Annotated in this window: 17 protein-coding genes; 8 read left to right on the top strand and 9 right to left on the bottom strand. The window is 66.4% G+C overall.

What is annotated here, in order from left to right; all coding sequences use genetic code 11:
• Nucleotides 1-94: 94 nt before the first annotated feature.
• The gene (locus AC1DW4_RS05475) at nucleotides 95-967 is read right to left on the bottom strand and encodes an alpha/beta hydrolase (protein ID WP_477016243.1); all 873 of its coding nucleotides are present in this window, start codon (nucleotides 965-967) and stop codon (nucleotides 95-97) included.
• A gap of 83 nt (nucleotides 968-1,050) precedes the next feature.
• A complete protein-coding gene (locus tag AC1DW4_RS05470; protein WP_477016242.1) occupies nucleotides 1,051-3,111 on the bottom strand; it encodes an AsmA family protein in 2,061 nt (686 codons plus the stop codon).
• A 187-nt stretch (nucleotides 3,112-3,298) separates the two neighbouring features.
• Here AC1DW4_RS05470 and AC1DW4_RS05465 point away from each other — a divergent pair, with 187 nt between their 5' ends.
• Entirely contained in the window at nucleotides 3,299-3,604 is a 306-nt protein-coding gene (locus tag AC1DW4_RS05465) for a hypothetical protein (protein ID WP_477016241.1), read from the top strand.
• Between the two features lie 6 nt (nucleotides 3,605-3,610).
• Here the strand turns inward: AC1DW4_RS05465 and ccmB are convergent, their stop codons facing one another.
• Entirely contained in the window at nucleotides 3,611-4,276 is a 666-nt protein-coding gene (ccmB, locus tag AC1DW4_RS05460) for a heme exporter protein CcmB (protein ID WP_477016240.1), read from the bottom strand.
• Nucleotides 4,273-4,896, bottom strand: a complete 624-nt coding sequence (gene ccmA / locus AC1DW4_RS05455; RefSeq protein WP_477016239.1) for a heme ABC exporter ATP-binding protein CcmA — start codon at nucleotides 4,894-4,896, stop codon at nucleotides 4,273-4,275. Before ccmA ends, ccmB begins: the two co-directional genes overlap by 4 nt.
• 197 nt (nucleotides 4,897-5,093) lie before the next feature.
• On the opposite strand from ccmA, the gene acnA reads away from it, so the two are divergent.
• Nucleotides 5,094-7,787 carry an aconitate hydratase AcnA gene (acnA, locus tag AC1DW4_RS05450; protein ID WP_477016238.1) on the top strand — a complete coding sequence of 898 codons (2,694 nt, stop codon included), beginning with the start codon at nucleotides 5,094-5,096 and terminating at the stop codon, nucleotides 7,785-7,787.
• A 59-nt stretch (nucleotides 7,788-7,846) separates the two neighbouring features.
• Here the strand turns inward: acnA and AC1DW4_RS05445 are convergent, their stop codons facing one another.
• The 3 genes from AC1DW4_RS05445 to AC1DW4_RS05435 form a co-directional block, all read right to left on the bottom strand.
• Complete coding sequence (locus AC1DW4_RS05445) at nucleotides 7,847-8,734, bottom strand: hydrogen peroxide-inducible genes activator (protein WP_477016237.1); 888 nt, start codon at nucleotides 8,732-8,734, stop codon at nucleotides 7,847-7,849.
• Between the two features lie 102 nt (nucleotides 8,735-8,836).
• Entirely contained in the window at nucleotides 8,837-11,074 is a 2,238-nt protein-coding gene (katG, locus tag AC1DW4_RS05440; RefSeq protein WP_477016236.1) for a catalase/peroxidase HPI, read from the bottom strand.
• Nucleotides 11,075-11,216: 142 nt separating this feature from the next.
• Nucleotides 11,217-12,068 carry a glutamate racemase gene (locus AC1DW4_RS05435; protein ID WP_477016235.1) on the bottom strand — a complete coding sequence of 284 codons (852 nt, stop codon included), beginning with the start codon at nucleotides 12,066-12,068 and terminating at the stop codon, nucleotides 11,217-11,219.
• Nucleotides 12,069-12,188: 120 nt separating this feature from the next.
• Here AC1DW4_RS05435 and AC1DW4_RS05430 point away from each other — a divergent pair, with 120 nt between their 5' ends.
• The 6 genes from AC1DW4_RS05430 (at nucleotide 12,189) to AC1DW4_RS05405 (ending at nucleotide 18,001) form a co-directional block, all read left to right on the top strand.
• Complete coding sequence (locus AC1DW4_RS05430; RefSeq protein ID WP_477016234.1) at nucleotides 12,189-14,357, top strand: M3 family metallopeptidase; 2,169 nt, start codon at nucleotides 12,189-12,191, stop codon at nucleotides 14,355-14,357.
• 55 nt (nucleotides 14,358-14,412) lie between these two features.
• Complete coding sequence (locus AC1DW4_RS05425) at nucleotides 14,413-15,636, top strand: DNA recombination protein RmuC (protein WP_477016233.1); 1,224 nt, start codon at nucleotides 14,413-14,415, stop codon at nucleotides 15,634-15,636.
• Nucleotides 15,637-15,744: 108 nt separating this feature from the next.
• Nucleotides 15,745-16,167 (top strand): hypothetical protein, encoded by a 423-nt coding sequence (locus tag AC1DW4_RS05420; RefSeq protein WP_477016232.1) that lies wholly within the window; start codon nucleotides 15,745-15,747, stop codon nucleotides 16,165-16,167.
• A 4-nt stretch (nucleotides 16,168-16,171) separates the two neighbouring features.
• Nucleotides 16,172-16,375, top strand: coding sequence for a helix-turn-helix transcriptional regulator (locus AC1DW4_RS05415; RefSeq protein WP_013268088.1), 204 nt, complete (start codon nucleotides 16,172-16,174; stop codon nucleotides 16,373-16,375).
• On the top strand, nucleotides 16,372-16,962 hold the full coding sequence (locus tag AC1DW4_RS05410) for a hypothetical protein (RefSeq protein ID WP_477016231.1): 591 nt from the start codon (nucleotides 16,372-16,374) through the stop codon (nucleotides 16,960-16,962). The genes AC1DW4_RS05415 and AC1DW4_RS05410 overlap by 4 nt, the downstream gene beginning before the upstream one ends.
• Before the next feature lie 70 nt (nucleotides 16,963-17,032).
• The gene (locus AC1DW4_RS05405) at nucleotides 17,033-18,001 is read left to right on the top strand and encodes a TraB/GumN family protein (RefSeq protein ID WP_477016230.1); all 969 of its coding nucleotides are present in this window, start codon (nucleotides 17,033-17,035) and stop codon (nucleotides 17,999-18,001) included.
• 310 nt (nucleotides 18,002-18,311) lie between these two features.
• On the opposite strand, the gene AC1DW4_RS05400 is transcribed toward AC1DW4_RS05405, so the two are convergent.
• Nucleotides 18,312-18,827 (bottom strand): NADAR family protein, encoded by a 516-nt coding sequence (locus tag AC1DW4_RS05400; protein WP_477016229.1) that lies wholly within the window; start codon nucleotides 18,825-18,827, stop codon nucleotides 18,312-18,314.
• Between the two features lie 485 nt (nucleotides 18,828-19,312).
• A partial coding sequence (locus tag AC1DW4_RS05395) for a hypothetical protein (RefSeq protein ID WP_477016228.1) occupies nucleotides 19,313-19,527 on the bottom strand: 215 nt, incomplete at its 5' end.

Raw genomic sequence — 19,527 nt, 5'->3', positions numbered from 1 at the left:
CTCTAGCGAACGATCGTGACCTTGGCGAGACGGTCTAGCTTGAGAAGCGACCGCCCGGCTCGCAGTGCCTCGCTGCTTGAGCCAGGGCCGGGGGTCAGCCCAGCTCGCGGTGGAAGAAGGCGCTGACGTCAGCGAGCACCGGGGCCTTCTTGCGGAACAGGGGCGAGAAGGTCGCGACCAGATCCTCGTGGCTGAGGCCGGGATACAGTTTCAGCTCGGAGCGCCCGCCCAGTTCGCGCGTCCTGGCATCCAGCAGGATGGAGTCCTCGTCGTGCACGGTGACGTCGGCGGTGCCGTGCCCCAGCCACAGCGGTGGGCCGTCGGCCCGCGCGAACGTCAGCGGCTGGGTCTGACGCGGGTCCGGCCACTGTCCGAAGGCGTTGATCGAGGACGGAACGTCGAAAGGCAGGAAGTCGTAGGGACCGGCCAGCCCCGCCGCCGCCTTGATCAGGCGTGGCCTTCCGACGGCGGCCATGTAGTGGGCGTCCAGCGCGATCATCATCGCCAGATGCGCCCCGGCCGAATGACCCAGCACACCGAGCTGGGCCGGATCACCGCCATAGGTCTCCACGACGTCGGCCACCCTGGCTGTCGCGGCGGCCGCATCCTCGACGAAGGTCGGGAAATGGACCTCGGGCACCAGCCGATAATCGGGCAGGGCGACGACGAAGCCCTGGGCCGCCAGCGCCTGGGCCGCCCAGCCGTAGACGTCCTTGGAGCCCGAATCCCAGCCCCCACCGTAGAAGAAGACCAGCACCGGCAGGCGCTCGCCCGCCGCGACCGCCGCCGGCGCGAAGATGTCGAACGTCTGACGCGCGTCGTCACCATAGGGCAGGTCGCGCCCCACGCGTCGCACGCCCGGATCGCGGGGTCCCAAAGCATTCAGCGCGCCGAGCGGGCTGCAGGCAGCGGCGAACGATGCGGCGAGCGCGCCGAGCGCGGGAGCGAATAGGCCTCTGCGGGTCATGAAATCTCTAAGGGCAGGGATGATCTTCGGGCAAAGATACGCCCTCAGGCGAGATTTGGCTCAATCGCCGAGCTGCGACAGTTTCAGCGCGCATTGGCGATCAGCGAGCCGCAGTTGGCATCCTTGGCCAGGCCGGGATCGACGAAGGCGAACAGCGCGGCCACCGGCGCCACGACCGCGCCGAGCAGGGCCGTCAATCCACCCTGAGTGATGACCTGGCTGGTGTCGACACCGACATGGGGGGCCGTCAGGGGGCCGCTGACCAGGATCGGCGTCCACAGGCGCAGCAGCCGGGGTCGCTTGCTCTCGCCATCTATGCGCAGGTTCATCGACTCATCGCCCAGGTTGATCGAGCCGCTGCCGCTGGCCAGCACGACATCCGTATCGACCACCAGGGTCTTGGCCCGTGCGATGCCGTTGGACACGTCGAAGTCGGCGACGCCGCAGCGGATGGTGCTTTGCGACTGATCGCCCCGCAACAGTTTCAACAGACCGGCGCTGGCGTTGATTCCCAGCAGTTCGGCGAAGGCCGCGCGCATCTGACCCTGGGGCACCACGAGGCTCAACGATCCCTTCGACGCCGCCGCGAAGCGGTGGATCGAACTGCCCGAGCCTTCAAGCCGTGCACGTCCCAGGGCCGCCCCGCTGACCGGCGAAACGCCCCCCTTGGCCGGAATGATCGATTCCAGGGGATATCCCGCCAGGCGGAAATCGATCTTGCTGTAGGGCACGCGCGGGTTGGCATCGATGTTGGCCGTGCCCGTCAGCGTCCCGCGATTGAAGGTAAAGGACACGGGATCGAGGTTCAGCACCCCGTCCTTGAGGTCCCCGCCAAGCTGGACCCGGCGGATGTCCAGGTCGTTCGCCTTCACGCTGGCCGCGCGATAGGCGATCGTGCCGTCCATGGACCTCAGACGATCCACCTGCAGGGTCGCGTCCGGCAACAGCTTCCCGACCGCGCCACCGGTGCTGACGGTGGTCGTCTCGGTTCCGGCCGCGTTCGTCTGCGCCCGCCCGCCCAGGATGGCGGTGAGGTCGTCGATGTCCAACCGGCGCGAAGACAGGGTCGCATCGACCTTCAACCGGCCACCCCCCTGCACCCTCACGTCACCCTCCAGATCGGACGCGCCGACGCGACCTGCGAAATCATTGAAGGTCCACAGGTTGTCATCGCGGGTCAGGGCCCCGGACAGCCGATAGGGCGGCGTCGTCGGAAGGGTCACGCCTGTCAGCAGATAAAGGTCGTTCAGATCTTGCCCCTCAAGGCTGAGCGTCGAGGTGAACTGCCCGAGATCGAATGGCCGCGTGATCGATCCATCGGCGACCAGACGCGATCCCGCGCCCGCCAGGGTCGCCTCGAAATGATAGGGCCGGTTTCGGCGGATATTGATGAACGGCCCCCCCTCGATCTTCAACGTCAGCGGCGAGCCGTGGATGGACCCTTCGCCCTGCAACACGAAGCCGCTCCGGCCATCGGCCTCGGACGCCGCTTCCTGGGCGGTGACCGCCGCTTCCAGGGTCAGATCGCGGCGTTGTTCGTCCAGTGACAGCCGGCCGTCGGTGATCACCAGCCGATTGATCAACGGCAGCTTCATGCCTTCGCCCGTATCGGGCTTGTCGGGTTCGAGGTCCCAGCTCTGGCGGCCGTCTTCCGTCGCGATCAGCACGACCCGGGGCCGGGTTATGGACAGCAGCGGCATTTCGACCTTCCCCGCGAAAAGCTTTCGCAGGCGGAAACGGGCCTCGATCCGATCGACGTCGGCGGTGTCGGCATCCCTTGCCCAGCCGGGTCCGCCGAACTTCAGATCGTTGACGATCACCGACGGCGTCCAGCTGAACAGCTTCACGTCCAGGTCGCCTTGCAGCGCGATTTCGCGGTCGTATTTGGCCGACGCCCAGCGTCCGATCGGCCCGCGCAGCCAGTTCCAGTCGAACAGCAGCAGAAAGACGACGATGGCGGCAACCATGACCACCGCGACCGACGCGGCGATCTTTTCCGTGCGGCCCGGGCGACGGAATGAGCCGTAGACCGGGTCATTCTCGACAACCCAGTCGCGCCATTCGCCGACCCGGACACCGGCGGGCTGCAGGGCGCGCACGCGGACGTCCTGCCAGATCGACGGCAAATTCAGAGGTTTGGTCAAAACAGGGGCTCCACGAACCTGTGACAACGCGCGAACAGGACGCGGGGGGCCAAGGCGGTTCGTCACATGTCGAACATGCCGTTTATCGTCAGATATCGACCTAGTTGTCTTATTTTCTTTACAAAGCCGGAGATCAGCGCATTAATGCTCCGAACCCTGACATCTTTCAGGCTTGGGAGGAGCCCTCATGACCCGTTTCGCCATTTTGTCCGCCGTCGCCGCGCTCGCAGCCTCTGTCACCGCACCGGCCTTCGCCGAACAGGCGACCGTCGCGCCTGTTGGAGCCCAGCGTGTCGTCATGCTGTGCGACTCCGATGTCGCGACGCGCGCCGCCTATCGTCGCGATTTCGGCACGCGTCCGGTCTTCGTGACGGCCGACCAGGTCCTGCGGGCCCGCGCCACCGGCGAGGTCTGGGCCACGCCGCGCTGCATGACGGCGCGCGAGCATGGCCGTCTGACCCAGACGCTGAACACCTACGCCGCTGTGCGATAGACCGAACTATCCCTGGGCGCTGCGGATCGCCGCGGCGCCCGCCGGGGGTGCGATGACGACGGCGAACAACACATAGGCCGTCAGGAGCGCCAGGGCGGACATGGGGCTCAGGCCCGCCGACGCCCGGTCCAGCGCGCCCGACCCGAACACGACCGGCGGGATGAACAGCGGCAGAACGACGACCGCGATCAGCAGTCCACCCCGTTTCGCTCCCAGCGCCAGAGCGGCCCCCAGCGCCCCGGTGAAGGCGAACCCCAAACCGCCGATCAGGGCCGAAACCGCCGTCAATGGGGCCAGCGAGACCGACTGGCCCAGGGCCAGGGCCGCGATCGGTGCCGTCAGGGCCAGCGGAAAACCGGTCGCGAGCCATTGACTGACCGCCTTGACCGCGAACACGGCTTCCAGTGGCAGCGGCCCGGTCGCCAGAAGGTCCAGCGCGCCGTCGTCCAGATCACGCTCGAACAGCCGCTCCAGCGACAGCAGGCTGGACAAGGCCAGGGCCAGCCACGCGATGCCCGCCGCGACCGGCTTCAGCACGGATGGATCGCCGCCGGCGGCCAGTGGCACCACGGTGGTCAGGCAGGCGAAGAACCCGCAGGCCAGCAGCGGGCCGCCCCCGCCGCCCCAGGCCATAGCCAGCTCGCGCCGGAATAGTACGAATACGGCCCTCACGACCGCACGCCCAGGTCGAAGGCCCGCGCCGGGATCGGCAGCGGGTCGTGAACCGCCGCGACCACCAGCCCGCCACCCGCCAGATGCCGGGCCATCATCGCCCCCACCGCCTCGCGCCAGCCCCGATCCAGCGGCGACAGCGGCTCGTCCAGCAGCCACAGGGCGCGTGGCGAGCCGATCAGCCGCGCCAAGGCCAGCCGGCGCCTCTGGCCCGCCGAGAGCTTCCGGACTTCGAGATCGAGCAGGGGTGCGAGGCGCAGGGCGTCAATCGCCTCGTCGATGCCGTCGTGGCTTCGTCCCAGCCATTTCGACTGGAACATCAGCTCTTCGCGCGCCGTCCGGCCGGTCTTCAGCCCGTCCAGGTGCCCCAGCATGTGCACCTCATGCGCGCGGGCTTCCGAGGGCTCGATGGGATTGGCGTCCGCATCGGCAAAGACGATTTCGCCCGTTTCCGGTCGGATGAAGCCCGCGATGGCCCGCAGCAGGCTGGTCTTGCCGGCCCCGTTCGCGCCCGTCAGGGCGATCGCCTCGCCGGCCAAAACCTTCAGGTCCAGCCCCCTGAACAGGGTTCGTTCGCCCCGCCTCAGCGCCAGGCCGGAAATCGTCAGGGCCGCGATCATTTCGAGGCCTCCTTGCGATCCATTCTCAATGTCCACGCAGCCATCGTGGATACATGGACGAGTTCGCCTCCCGCGTTTATAGCCAGCGTCGCCGCAGCAGGCTGTCGCCGCGCGCGTCGGGGACCTGTGCGCCCCGTCGATCGCCGCGAGACGGCGCGACCGGATGTCCGGGCGGCTTTGACCAGAGGATACCTCCCATGCCGTCAGTCGACAGCCTTTCCACCCGCCGGGACCTGACCGTCGGGCGCAAGAAATACGCCTATTACAGCCTTCCGGCCGCGCAGGAAGCCGGTCTCTCCGGCATCGACCGCCTGCCGCGCTCGATGAAGGTCCTGCTCGAGAACCTGCTGCGCAACGAGGACGGCGTGTCGGTGACCGAGGCCGACCTGAAGGCCGTCGCCGCCTGGATCGAGAACAAGGGTTCGGTCGAGCACGAGATCGCCTTCCGTCCCGCCCGCGTGCTGATGCAGGACTTCACCGGCGTCCCCGCCGTGGTCGATCTGGCCGCCATGCGCGACGCGATGGCCAAGCTCGGTGCCGACGCCGCCAAGATCAATCCGCTGGTCCCCGTCGACCTGGTTATCGACCACTCGGTCATGGTCGATAATTTCGGCACCGCCGCCGCCTTCGGCCAGAACGTCGAGCGTGAATACGAGCGCAACATCGAACGCTACAAGTTCCTGCGCTGGGGCTCTTCGGCCTTCAACAACTTCCGCGTCGTGCCCCCCGGCACCGGCATCTGCCACCAGGTGAACCTGGAGAACCTGGCCCAGACCGTCTGGACCGTGGCTGAGGGCAAGGCGACCGTCGCCTATCCCGACACCGTGGTCGGCACCGACAGCCACACCACCATGATCAACGGCTTGGCCGTCCTGGGCTGGGGCGTCGGCGGCATCGAGGCCGAGGCGGCCATGCTGGGCCAGCCGATCCCGATGCTGATCCCCGAGGTCATCGGCTTCAAACTGTCGGGCGCCATGCCGGAGGGCACGACGGCCACCGATCTCGTCCTGACCGTCACCCAGATGCTGCGCAAAAAGGGCGTCGTCGGCAAGTTCGTCGAGTTCTTCGGCCCGGCCCTGCCGAACATGACGATCGAAGATCAGGCGACCATCGCCAACATGGCCCCGGAATACGGCGCCACCTGCGGCTTCTTCCCCGTTTCGGCCGCCACCATCGGCTATCTGACCGCCACGGGTCGCGACAAGGCGCGCGTCGCCCTGGTCGAGGCCTATGCCAAGGCCCAGGGCCTTTGGATCGACGAAACGAGCGAAGACCCCGTCTTCTCCGACGTGCTGGAACTGGACATCTCGACCGTCGTCCCGTCGCTGGCCGGGCCCAAGCGTCCCCAGGACAAGGTCGAACTGACCGTCGCCGCGCCGTCGTTCGAAACGGCTCTGGGTGAAGTCTTCAACCGCGCCACCGACGCCGGACGCGCACCCGTCGCGGGGCAAAAGTTCGACATCGGCGACGGCGACGTCGTCATCGCCGCGATCACCTCCTGCACCAACACCTCGAACCCTTCGGTCCTGATCGCCGCCGGTCTGGTGGCGCAGAAGGCCAACAAGCTGGGTCTGAAGACCAAGCCCTGGGTCAAGACCTCGCTGGCACCAGGATCGCAGGTCGTCACCGACTATCTGACGGCCGCCGGTCTGCAGAAGGAACTTGACGCGCTGGGCTTCAACCTGGTCGGCTACGGCTGCACCACCTGCATCGGCAACTCGGGCCCGCTGGACCCGGCGATCTCGCAGACGATCAACGACAATGCGATCGTCGCCACCTCTGTCCTGTCGGGCAACCGCAACTTCGAAGGCCGCGTGAACCCTGACGTCCAGGCCAACTACCTGGCCTCGCCGCCGCTGGTCGTGGCCTATGCCCTGGCCGGTTCGATGCGGATCGACATCACCAAGGACCCGATCGGCCAGGACAAGAAGGGCAAGGACGTCTTCCTGAAGGACGTCTGGCCCACGACGGCCGAAATCGCCGCCATCCAGAAGAAGGCCGTCACCTCGGCCATGTTCGCCAAACGCTACGCAGACGTCTTCAAGGGCGACGAGCACTGGCAAGGGATCGCGGTCGAGGGCGGCCAGACCTACGCCTGGGACGAAACCTCGACCTATGTCGCCAACCCTCCGTATTTCGAGGGCCTGTCGATGGAGCCGACCCCGGTCACCGACATCGTCGAGGGCCGCGTCCTGGCCATCTTCGGCGACTCGATCACGACCGACCACATCTCTCCGGCCGGTTCGATCAAGAAGACCTCGCCCGCCGGTCAGTATCTGACCCACCGGGGCGTGGAGGCCGAGGAGTTCAACTCCTACGGCGCGCGTCGTGGTCACCACGAGGTGATGATGCGGGGCACCTTCGCCAACATCCGTATCCGCAACCGCATCACGCCCGACATCGAGGGCGGCGTCACCAAACACTTCCCGTCGCAGGACACGATGTCGATCTACGACGCCGCCATGCGGTATCAGTCGGAAGGCCGTCCGCTGGTCGTCTTTGCGGGCAAGGAATACGGCACCGGCTCGTCGCGCGACTGGGCGGCCAAGGGCACCCGCCTGCTGGGCGTCCGCGCTGTCATCGCCGAAAGCTACGAGCGCATCCACCGCTCGAACCTGGTCGGAATGGGCGTCGTGCCGCTGCAGTTCAAGGCGGACGGCTGGTCCAAGCTGGGTCTGACCGGCGAAGAGATCGTCACCATCCGGGGCCTGTCGGACGTCAACGTCGGCCGCCTCCGTCCGCGCCAGGACCTGTGGGTCGAGCTGTTCCGCCCGTCGGATGGCAAGATGGCCCGCTTCCCGGTCCGCTGCCGCATCGATAACCAGACCGAGCTGGACTACTTCAAGGCCGGCGGCGTGATGCCGTACGTGCTGCGCAACCTGGCGGGCTGATCCCTTCGTCTAGATGAAACGAGGGCCGGTCGCGCAAGCGCCGGCCCTTTTTCTTGCCCTCAGTCCAACCGCATCGCCTCGGCCAGCAGCCGCGCCTCTGCCGCGCGGCTCGATCCCGAGCGCCAGGCGACTACGATTTCGCGGCGTGGCGCCTCGGCGGCGAAGTGGCGGGTGACGACGCCCTTGTCGTCGGCCAGGCCGGCCCGCACCGCCATGGCGGGCAGGAAGGACACGCCCAGACCCGACGACACCATCTGCACCAGGGTGTGCAGCGAGGTCGCGGCGAACACGTCCTCGCCCTTGGGCGCTTCCATATCGATCCCGGCCAGGGCCTGGTCGCGCAGGCAGTGCCCGTCCTCCAGCAGGATCAGATCCTCGGATTTCAGGGATCCCGGCTCGATGTCGCCGGGCGCGGCGAGCGCATGGCCGACCGGTGCGACGGCGAGGATTTCGTCGTCGCCGATACGGGCGTGTTCGATGCCGGGCGCGTCATAGGGCAGGGCGATCACCGCGCAGTCCAGCTGTCCCGACTTCAGCGCCGCGATCAAGCGAGGCGTCAAATCCTCCCGGATGAAAAGGCGCAGGGCCGGATAGTCCAACTTCAGACCCGGCAGTGTGGCGGGCAACAGGAAGGGCGCCACGGTCGGGATGATGCCCAGGCGGAGGCGCCCGGACAGGGGGCGACCGGCGTTGCGCGCCGCCTCGACCAGGTCTTCAGAGCGGGCCAGGATGTCCTCGGCCCGTTTGACGGCGTCCGCCCCCACGGCGGTCAGCTGCACGCCGCCACGCGGGCGATCGATGACGGGCGATCCCAGGATTCGCTCCAGCTCCTGCACGCCTGCACTCAAGGCGGGCTGGCTGACGCGCGCGGCCTCTGCCGCCCGGCTGAACGAGCCGTGCTCGGCGAGCAGTTTCAGATATTGGAGCTGTCGAAGGGTGGGAAGCATGGTTCCGACATAGGTCGGGGCTTCACAGCGCGCAAAGACGATCGATCGCGTTTATGCGAAAGACATGTCCGCCCCCACCATCGGCAGGGGCGGACACCGGTCTTACGAGGTCAGTTTCTCGGCGCGAAGGGCGGGCCCACGCAGGTCGTAACGGTCGCTGTTCATCACCACGACCCAGGCCTTGATGAAGTCGCGCACGAACTTCTCGCCCGCATCGGCAGAGGCATAGACCTCGGCCAGGGCGCGCAGCTGAGAGTTGGATCCGAACACCAGGTCGGTGCGGGTGCCGGTCCACAGCTGTTCGCCGGTATCGCGGTCCGTGCCGACGAAGGTCTCGTCCGAGGTCGCATCGACCTGTTTCCAGGCCGTCCGCATGTCCAGCAGGTTGACGAAGAAGTCATTCGTCAGCTGGCCCGGACGATCGGTGAACACGCCGTCCTTGGCATCCTTGTGGTTGATGCCCAGAACCCGCAAGCCGCCCACCAGAACCGTCATCTGCGGAGCCGTCAGGCCCATCAGCTGCGCCCGATCGACCAGCAGTTCCTCGGTCGGGACATTGAAGCGGACCTGCAGATAGTTGCGGAAACCGTCTGCACGGGGCTCCAGGACCTTGAAGCCTTCGACGTCGGTCTGCTCTTGGGAGGCATCGGTCCGGCCTGGGGTGAACGGCACCTCGACGTCGTGACCGGCGGCCCTGGCTGCCTGTTCGACCCCGACGGAGCCGCCCAGAACGATCAGGTCGGCGATCGAGACGCTGATGCCGGATGACGCCTTGATGTCCTCATAGACGGCCAGAACCTTGGCCAGCTTGGCCGGCTCGTTGACCTCCCAGTCCTTCTGCGGTGCCAGACGGATGCGCGCGCCGTTGGCCCCGCCCCGGTGATCCGACCCGCGATAGGTCGCGGCCGAGGCCCAGGCGGTGCGGACCAGATCGGCGACCGACAGGCCGGACGCCGCGATCTTGTCCTTCAGCACCTTGATGTCGGCGTCGCCCAGGGCGGGACCGGTCGGGGCGGGGATGGGGTCCTGCCAGATCAGGTCTTCGGCCGGAACGTCGGGGCCGAGGTAGCGGATCCTGGGTCCCATGTCGCGGTGGCACAGCTTGAACCAGGCGCGGGCGAACTGGTCGCCGAAATAGGCCGGATCGGCGCGGAACGCCTCCATGACCTTGCGGTATTCCGGGTCGAACTTGAACGCCATGTCGGCGGTGGTCATCATCGTCGGGACGCGCTTGCCCGGCGTGTGGGCCGCGGGGGCCAGGGTGTCTTCCGGGTTGCCGACGGGCTGCCACTGCTTGGCACCGGCGGGGCTGCGGACCAGTTCGTAATCATGGTCAAGCAGCATGTCGAAATAGGTCATGTCCCAGGTGATCGGCGTGGGCGTCCAGGCCCCCTCGATGCCCGAGGTGATGGTGTGGTCGCCGATGCCGCTCTCGTGGCCCGAGATCCAGCCCAGGCCCTGCTGGGCGATGTCGGCCCCTTCAGGACTGATGCCGACCTTGGAAGCGTCGCCGGCACCGTGCGCCTTGCCGAAGGTGTGCCCTCCGGCGGTCAGGGCAGCGGTCTCGACGTCGTTCATGCCCATGCGGGCGAAGGTCTCGCGGATGTCACGGGCCGATTGCAGCGCATCGGCCACGCCACCCGGACCTTCGGGATTGACGTAGATCAGGCCCATCTGGATGGCGGCCAGCGGATCCTCCAGCGCCATTTCCTTGTCGGGCTGGATGCGCGTCGGCGCGCCTTCCGAGCCGACCCACTCCTCCTCGGTGCCCCAATAGACGTCCTTCTCGGGTTCCCAGACGTCGGCCCGGCCACCGCCGAAGCCGAACACCGGCCCGCCCATCGATTCGATGCCGACGTTGCCGGCCAGGATGAACAGGTCGGCCCACGACAGGCTGGCGCCGTACTTCTGTTTGATCGGCCACAGCAGGCGGCGCGCCTTGTCCAGATTGCCGTTGTCCGGCCAGGAGTTCAGCGGCGCGAACCGCTGCTGGCCCGCGCCCGCGCCGCCGCGCCCGTCGCCGGTGCGATAGGTGCCCGCTGAGTGCCAGGCCATGCGGATGAAGAAGGGGCCGTAGTGGCCATAGTCCGCCGGCCACCAGGGCTGGCTATCGGTCATCAGGGCCTGCAGGTCGCGCTTGACGGCGGCCAGGTCCAGCTTCTGAAAGGCCTCCGCATAGCTGAAATCGTCACCCATCGGGTCGCCGGTCTTGCCCTGCTGGTGCAGGATGTCGACCGACAGGCTGTTGGGCCACCAGTCGCGGTTTGTGCGCCCCAGCAACGAACGTCGCGCGGCCTTCTCCTTTTTGGGATCAGACAGGGGTGAGTTTTCGCCGTCCATGGTGAGCCTCCGATGTCAGAAAGATGGACGAGGATAGGCGGGAGCGACCAACAAAGCCAATCGATTAAACTTTGTGCAGCGATAGACTGTGTCTATGTCGGCGAACGCGGCGCGCCGGGCCTGACGGGCGTGAAGCGCGTCGTCAGGCCGCTTCGAAGCTCAGCGGCGCGCCCCAGAACTGGCTGACTCGGTCCGACTGAGGGCCCGTCTTGCCGGTCGTCAGGAAGGTGCGCCGCCCGCTCCCGCCCAGCGCATATTCGGGGTGCCGGTCGAAATAGCGGTCCAGCGCGTCCGCGACCGCTCCGGGTTGGTGGATGACGTTCGTCGTGGGGGGCAGAGCGGCGGCGAACAGCTCGGCCACGATCTCGTAATGGGTACAGCCCAGGATGGCGGTGTCTGGATGACGGCCGATGCGACGGCGCAGGGCGTCCACATGATCGGCCACCACGACCCGCAGCTCCTCCGTCGGCGCCCCCAGTTCGATCAGGCCGGCCAGACCGGGGCAGGGCTCGGAAAAGACCGCCAGGTCCTCGCGCCGCTTGTCGATCTCGATCTCGTAAACCCGGCTGATCGCGGTGGCGGCGGTACAGAAGACCCCGGTGATGTCGATGGCCTCGACCTTGTCGCCCAGCCGTTCCGCCTCATAGGTCCAGGGCAGACCGGTCGCCGCCTCGATCGTGGGGACGATGATCCCCAGCACATTGACCGCTCGCCCATGCCGGACGGCGGCCTCGGCCACCCAGGTCTGCTGAAGCCGGCGCAGGGCCACGGCCGATGCCGTGTTGCAGGCCAGGACGACGACGCTGGCCCCTGCCTGAAACAGCCGCTCGCAGCCGTTGCGGGTGATCTCCACGATCTCTTCGCCGCTTCTGGACCCGATCGGCGCATTGGCCTGGTCCGCCAGATAGACGAAGTCGCGCGCGGGGAACCGACGGGTCAGCTCGCGGTGGACGGTCAGACCGCCCACGCCTGAATCGAATACACCTATAGCCATGTCGGGGCGTTTAGACGCACCTTGCATCCCCGTCCAACGCGATTACAGCCTGTTCATGTGACGGTCACACGGCCGGGCCCTACAGTGCGGCAACCCAGAAGCGATGAACAGGAAATCCCCATGCACAGACGCCAGGTCCTTATCGGAGGCGCGAGCCTGATGGCTCTCTCCGGCTGCGCCACCGCAGGCTCCGGTATGGGGAGCGAGACCAGCGCCATGAGCCCGGCTCAGGAGGCGGAGATCGCCCGCGCGATCCTTCCGGCCCAGACCCCGCGCGCCGAACTGCTTCAGCCCTGGACCGGCCCATATGACGGTCTGCCGCCGTGGGACAAGGTCACCCCCGCCAAGCTGCGCGCGGCCGTGATCGAGGGCATAGAGCTGCAACGCGCCGACATCGACGCCATCGCCAACAACTCCAATCCGGCCGGCTTCTACAATGTCATCGTGCCGCTGGAACTGGCGGGCGAGCCGCTGGATCGGGCGACAAACCTGTATGGCGTCATGACCTCCAACATCGGCGGCGAGGCCTGGGACGCGGTCGATACCGAGCTGTCGCCCCTGCTGTCGGTGGCCGGCGACGAGATCACCTTCAACGAACCGCTGTTCCAGCGCATCAAGGCCGTCGCCGACAATCCGGAGGGTCTCAGCGCCCAGCAGAGGCGCCTGGCCGAGCGCCGCCGTGACGCCTTCGTGCGTTCGGGTGCCAATCTGGACGCGGCGGGCAAGGCCGAGCTGGGCCGGATCAACACCGCCCTGTCCGCCGCCTTCACCCGCTTTGGTCAGAAGGTCGTGGCCGACGAGAACGCCTGGACCGTGGTCCCGACCGCCGCGGGTGTCGCGGGCCTGCCCGAGTCCAACAAGGCGTCGGCCGCCTCTGCCGCGCGCGCCAAGGGCATCGACGGCTGGATCATCATGAACACCCGGTCAAGCGTGGACCCCTTCCTGACCTTCGCCGACGACCGGGCCATGCGCGAGCAGGTCTGGAAGAAGTTCGTCAATCGCGGCGACAACGGCGACGCCAACGACACCAATGCGACGATCGCGGAAATCGTCCGCCTGCGCGATCAGCGGGCCAAGCTGCTGGGCTATCGCAACCACGCCGAATGGCGGATGCAGGACACGATGGCCAAGACCCCGGCCGCCGCACAGCGCCTGATGGACCGTGTCTGGGCTCCCGCCAAGGCGCGGGTGGCCGAGGAGGTCGCCGACATGCGCGCCATCGCCGGCTTCGATATCGAGCCCTGGGACTATCTGTATTTCGCCGAGAAGGTGCGGAAGGCCAAATACGATCTCGATCAGAACGAGCTGAAACCCTATTTCGAGCTGAACGCGGTCCGGGCCGGGTCCTTCTACATGGCCGAGCGCCTGTACGGCTTCACCTTCACCAAACTGCCCAAGGGGCCGGTGCCGATCTTCGAGCCGGACGTCGTCACCTACGAGGTTCACGACAAGGCGACGGGGCGGCTGATCGGTATCTACTACACCGACGACTACGCGCGTCCAGGCAAGCGGTCGGGGGCGTGGATGACCACCTATCGGTCCTTCTCGCAGCTGGACGGATCCAAGGTCATCCTGGCCTCGAACAACAACAACTTCACCAAGCCCGAACCGGGCCAGCCCGTCCTGCTGTCGCTGGACGACGCCGAGACCATGTTCCACGAGTTCGGTCACGCCCTGCACTATCTGAGTTCGGTGGTGACCTATCCGTCCTACGGAAACACGCCGCGCGACTTCGTGGAGTATCCCTCGCAGGTGCACGAGCACTGGGTGCTCAGCCGCCCTATCCTGGACGGCTACCTGAAGCACTACCAGACGGGCGAGGCGATGCCCCAGGCCCTGGTCGACAAGATCCAGGCGGCGGCCACCTTCAACCAGGGCTATGCGACGGTCAGCTATCTGTCGTCGGCCATCGTCGACATGGACCTGCATACCCAGACCACGCCGCCCACCGACATCGACGCCTTCGAAAAGGCGTCGCTGCAACGGATCGGCATGCCGAAGGAGATCGTGATGCGGCACCGCCTGCCGCAGTTCAATCACCTGTTCACGTCCGACGCCTACTCGGCCGGCTACTACAGCTACCTGTGGTCCGAGACGATGGACGCCGACACCTGGGCTTATTTCGAGGAGTCGGGCGACGTGTTCGATCCGGACATCGCCGGCCGATTCAAATCGATCATGCTGGCCCCCGGCAACACGACCGACCGCGCCGACGCCTATCGCCGGTTCCGGGGTCGAGACGTCGACGTCACCGCGCTGCTGAAGGTGAGGGGTTTCCCGGTCGCCTGATCCGTTCGGGTCGCGGCGGCTTGGACGTCGCCGCGACTCCGGCTAGGAACGGAGCATGAACACGCTCGCGCTCGTTTTTCTGGCTCTCGCCGTACTGCTGGCGGCCGGGTTCCTCTGGGCCTTTCTCGGTTGGCAGGCCGCCAAGGGGATGGTGGTCGCGGCCCGGGACAAGATCGCCCTGATCGAAGACAGCCGCGTCACCATGGGCGAGTTCCTGAAAGCCCAGGCCGCCCAGTCGGCCCAGGCCGTGGCCGACCAGATGGTCACGCGCGCCACCGAGACCTTCCAGGCCCAGGACCGTGTCGCCCGCGAACGGATGGAGGCGCAGCTGAAGCCCGTCGCCGAAACCCTGGCCAAGTTCGAGACCCAGGTCGCGGCTCTTGAAAAGGCGCGTGCCGAGGAGACCGGCACCCTGAAGGAACAGTTGTCGGCCCTGATGATCGCCTCGACGTCCACCCGCGATGAGGCGCGTCGCCTGACCGAGGTCCTCCGCGGCAACACCGGCAGGCGGGGTCGCTGGGGTGAACAGACGTGCCGCAACGTGCTGGAAGCCGCCGGCATGGCCGGTCGATTCGATTTCCAGGAGCAGTCGTCCAGCGCCAATGACGAAGGTCGCCAGATGCGGCCGGATTTCCTGGTACGCCTGCCCGGTGGCGGGCTGTTCGTCATCGACGCCAAGGTGCCCCTGGCCTTTCCTGACGCGGCCGAACCCGACGACGAAGCGCGCGACGCCGCCATGTCGGCCCGCAATGCCGCCAGCATCAAGAGCCATGTCCGCGATCTGGCCGCCAAGGCCTATCAGGATCAGTTCAAGCCCAGTCCCGATTTCGTCGCCCTGTTCGTGCCGTCCGACGCCTTTCTGTCGGCCGCGCTAGACCGTGAACCCGACCTGATGACGGACGCGATGGCACGGCGCGTCATCATCGTCACACCGTCCACCCTGTTCGCCCTCTGCAAGGCGGTCGCCTATGGCTGGCGGGCCGAGGAACAGTCGCGCAACGCCGACGAGGTCGCGAAACTGGGCAAGGAGCTCTACAAGCGGCTCTCGGTTATGGGCGGACACGTTTTCGGCGTCGGCCGCGCACTGGAACAGGCGGTCGGCAAGTACAACCAGTTCGTCGGTTCGCTGGAGAGCCAGGTCATGGTCTCCGCCAGACGGTTCGAGGATCTGCAGGTCGATCACGAGGGCAAGGAGCTGCCCGGACTCGCCGCCATCGACCAGGCCCCCCGCCCCGTGAACCGGCCCGAGCTGGTGCACGACCTGGCACGTGACGGCTGATTGACGCCGCGAAATATCGCTGACAAGGTCGCTTGACAGCGTCGCCACAGATTGTAAAATACACTTGTCAAAAAGACGAGGGTGATTGTCATGTCAGTGGAGGCCCGGGTGTCCGAACATCCCTTGAGACGGTACGGCGCGGTTCTCGGCGTGTGTATCCTGGCCGGTGCGTTCGCCGGTGGCATCGCAGGCTTCGCGTCCGGAACGGGCGATAGCACGGGCATCCTCAGGCCCGTGATCGTCTCGATGGCCGTCACGGTCGCCATGGGCGTCGGCATCTGGTCCTGTTCACGATGGTGGGCCGGTCTGGACGAGGCGGCGCAGGAAGCCCACAAATGGGCGTGGTGGTGGGGTTCGACCTATGGTCTGGCCTTCGGCGCGGTCATTCTGTTCACGACCGTCTTCGCGATCGGCGACACACTCCCAGGCGAGCCCAAGCAACTCCTGGTCACCGGGGCCGGCATGCTGGCCGTCGCCCAGACCGTCGGCTACGCCATCGCCTGGGCCGTCTGGTGGCTGCGGCGTCGGTGATTTCATGAACAATCGTCTCAAGGTGCTGCGCGCCGAACGGAACTGGAGCCAGGCCGATCTGGCGGCCGCGCTCGGCGTGTCGCGCCAGACCGTCAATGCGCTGGAAACCGGTCGCTACGACCCGTCTCTGCCGCTCGCTTTCAAGATCGCCCGGGTTTTCGAACAACCCATCGAATCCATTTTTTCGGACGCAGGAGCCTCGGCATGATGTCCCGTTCTGAACCCACCAGCCAACCGCTGGCCGTGAAGGTCCTGGGCGGTCTCGCCCTGGGCGGCATAGGGGCCCTGACGGGCTTCGGCCTGGCGAGCATCATGGAGGTCGAGCAAGGAGCCTCCTGGGCGGATAGCCTGGCCCTGGCCATGGCCGTCGCGCTTCTGGCCATCGCCATCCTGAGCGCCGTGACCCTGCTGCTGCGCCCGTCCACCGTCCCACGAGGTTGCGGCCTTCTCCAGATCACGGTCTTTCTGCTGGCCGGCGTGATGTTCCTCGCGCCGATCTACGGGCCGACCTGGGTCGGTCCCAATGTCGTCTTCGGGGGCATCGTGGCCCTCCTGATCGTCCAGAGCGTCGCCAACCTGATGCTGTGGCGCGCCGCCGACGAGATGCTCCGCCAGGTCATGGCCGAGACCAGCGCCATGGCCTTCTGGGCGCTGCAGACCGCCCTGTTCCTTTATGCCGCCGCCGAACGGCTGGGCCTGGTGGACACCATCAGCGGCTGGGGCCTGACCGGCATCCTGATGGCGGTCTATCTGGTCGCCTCGATCGTCGCCTCCGCCAGACGCGGCATTCACTGACCTCATCGGCCGACCCCGGCCGGTCCCAGCTTACCTTCTCCCTTGTCCCTCTGATCGAAAGGATCGGACCATGAAACTCGCCTCCCACATCCTGACATCCATGGGTCGGCTCGCCCGTCTCGCCACCGGCACGGCGCTGGGCCTCGGCCTCACCGTCAGTCTGCTTGGCTCGCCTGGCCACGCTTTCGCCCAGGCCGCGCCGCCCGCCGCGCCGCGCGCCGTCGTCCCGGCTCAGGGGCAGGGCCCGGCCCTTTGGGTCGTTCGCGACGCGGATTCGACCCTCTATCTGTTCGGCACGGTGCATGTCCTGCGGCCGGAGACCGCCTGGGGCACGGCCAAGGTGGACGCGGCCTTCGACAGCGCCGATCGGGTGATCCTGGAAATCTCGAACCCCGACGATCAGGCCGCCATCCAGCCGCTGATCCAGCAATACGGCATCTCCCCGGACCGCCCTCTTTCCAGCCTGCTGTCCCCGGCCGAGATCACGCAACTGGACGCGGCCGCCCGGACCATCGGGGCGACGGCTGCCCAGCTCGACCCCCTGCGGCCCTGGCTGGTCGGCCTGTCGTTGTCTGTCGCGCCCCTGGTCAAGGCCGGCTACGATCCCCAGTCCGGCGTCGAACTGATCCTGAAGGCGCGTGCCGAGGCCGCGGGCAAACCCGTGTCCGGCTTCGAGACCATCGACGAACAGGTGTCCATCCTGGCGGGCCTGTCCGAAGACACCCAGCTCGCCTTTCTCCGCGCGACGCTGGAAGAGGTCGACAACGCCACGACCGAACTCGACGCTCTTGTCGGGGCGTGGTCGACGGGCGACGTCGCCTCGATCGAACGGCTGGGCGTAACCGAGATGCGCGATCAGTCCGAGGAAATCTATCAGGCCCTGCTGGTGCGGCGGAACACCGACTGGGCCGGCCAGATCCAGACCCTGCTCGAAGGATCCGGAACCGTCTTCATCGCCGTGGGCAGCGCCCATCTGGCCGGCGACGACAGCGTGCAGTCCATTCTGGAGCAGCGCGGTGTAGAAGTGACCCGCGAGTAGCGCCCGCACGTCCCAACCCCTCGCCGACGAAGGCCCGGCCGCCGACGCCGGGCCTTTTCCCGTGTCTGGCTGTAGCCTTCTGGCTGTAGACTTGGAGCGGGCGGCGGGAATCGAACCCGCACGAAAAGCTTGGGAACCGGTACGGTTTATAGCGAAATCAGCACCTTAGCTCCCAACCGGGGGCAAATGGGCGCTAAACACTTCAATGGGTTATGGCCGCTTTCCCAACCGCTCGAGGCTAATCTAACGTCAGTTTTTTGGCCTGGTGGCAATGTCCGCTCTCGACCCAAAGCGGACGTTGCGTGCGATGTCAGCCTAGGTCGCTGCGGACCTTCGTGAGAATGCGCCCCAGCAGGTTTTCGCCTCGCCATTCCTCAGGCTGGCCTATCCGAGGATCATCAATCGCGAGCCCCGCTCCCCAAATCCAGTCACGGGGATTGGCTTCCACTAGCATCAACCCGCTGGTCGACCTGAGTTGCCGATTGGCACCCTCGTTCTGTTCGAACTTGGCGCGATTTCCAGCGTAGACGATGTTGATCTTCGAGGCGTCCCAGGTCGCTTGATCGAAGTTCTGGACACGTTGGCCTAGCCGCTTTTGCGTCGCCGGGTCAGGTATAGCGAGGATCAGGTCGGCTTGCTGGTGGTCTGCAAAAAGGCGCGCCTTTGCAAACATCATCCATTGCTCAGCTGTGTCGAAGCCTACTCCATCGATAGCGAACGGGGTGGGATGCCACTGACTAAACACGCCTTTGATGACGGGGTGAAACCCCTCAAAGGAGGCAGCCAGAGGTAGCTCAGCTTCCGTAATGGTTGTGGACACGGCCATGTGGCGTGAATGCCCCAAGGGACGTCCGCTTTCCACCCCTAAGCCTAAGACCGCTCCCGACCCATTGCGGACATTTGATCACCAGCTATGGTCTAGGAATGACTACGGGCTACGGTGATCGGTCGTCGGCGGCCAAGCACGATTTGATCTATGGCGTTGCGTCAGCCGCCATTGTTTGCGGCGGGTCCTACTTAGTGTCACTCCTCAGCGAAGGCATGTTCCCATACATGCTAGCGATAATGACGCTCTATTCGTGCGGCATCATTTTGAGGAGCGCGAGGTCTATTGGGATGGCACACGCCGCAACGCGGTTGTTCGTCGTCGCCTTGCTTTCCATAGGCTTCTTTGCAGTGATCGAAGTCATTTCCAGATAGATCATCGCCGCGTTGTGTGTCCGCTGGCGCGCTTCAGACGAATGTCCGCTTCCCACCCTTGCGCGACTGTCCGCTCTCGACCCATTGCGGACACTTCGGTAGGTTGGTTGATCAGTTCATTGCCCCGTAAATCAGCGCGGCTGCCGCCCGCCAGCCTGGACTGTCAAACATAAGAGCCTCAGTCGTCTGTTCTGCGACAACTGGAAGCCCCACGAACCACCACACCGGGTGGACACGCCCCTCCACCAACCGGTCGCGGAGCATGGCGATCGGGACGAGACTGTATGCGGCGACAACCGCGAACCAGACCTCCGGTCGCGGAACGT

The sequence above is a fragment of the Brevundimonas sp. P2_A6 genome, from assembly GCF_056404975.1.
The sequence above is the reverse complement of the archived record's forward strand: the minus strand, read 5'-3'. Positions and strand labels throughout refer to the sequence as shown.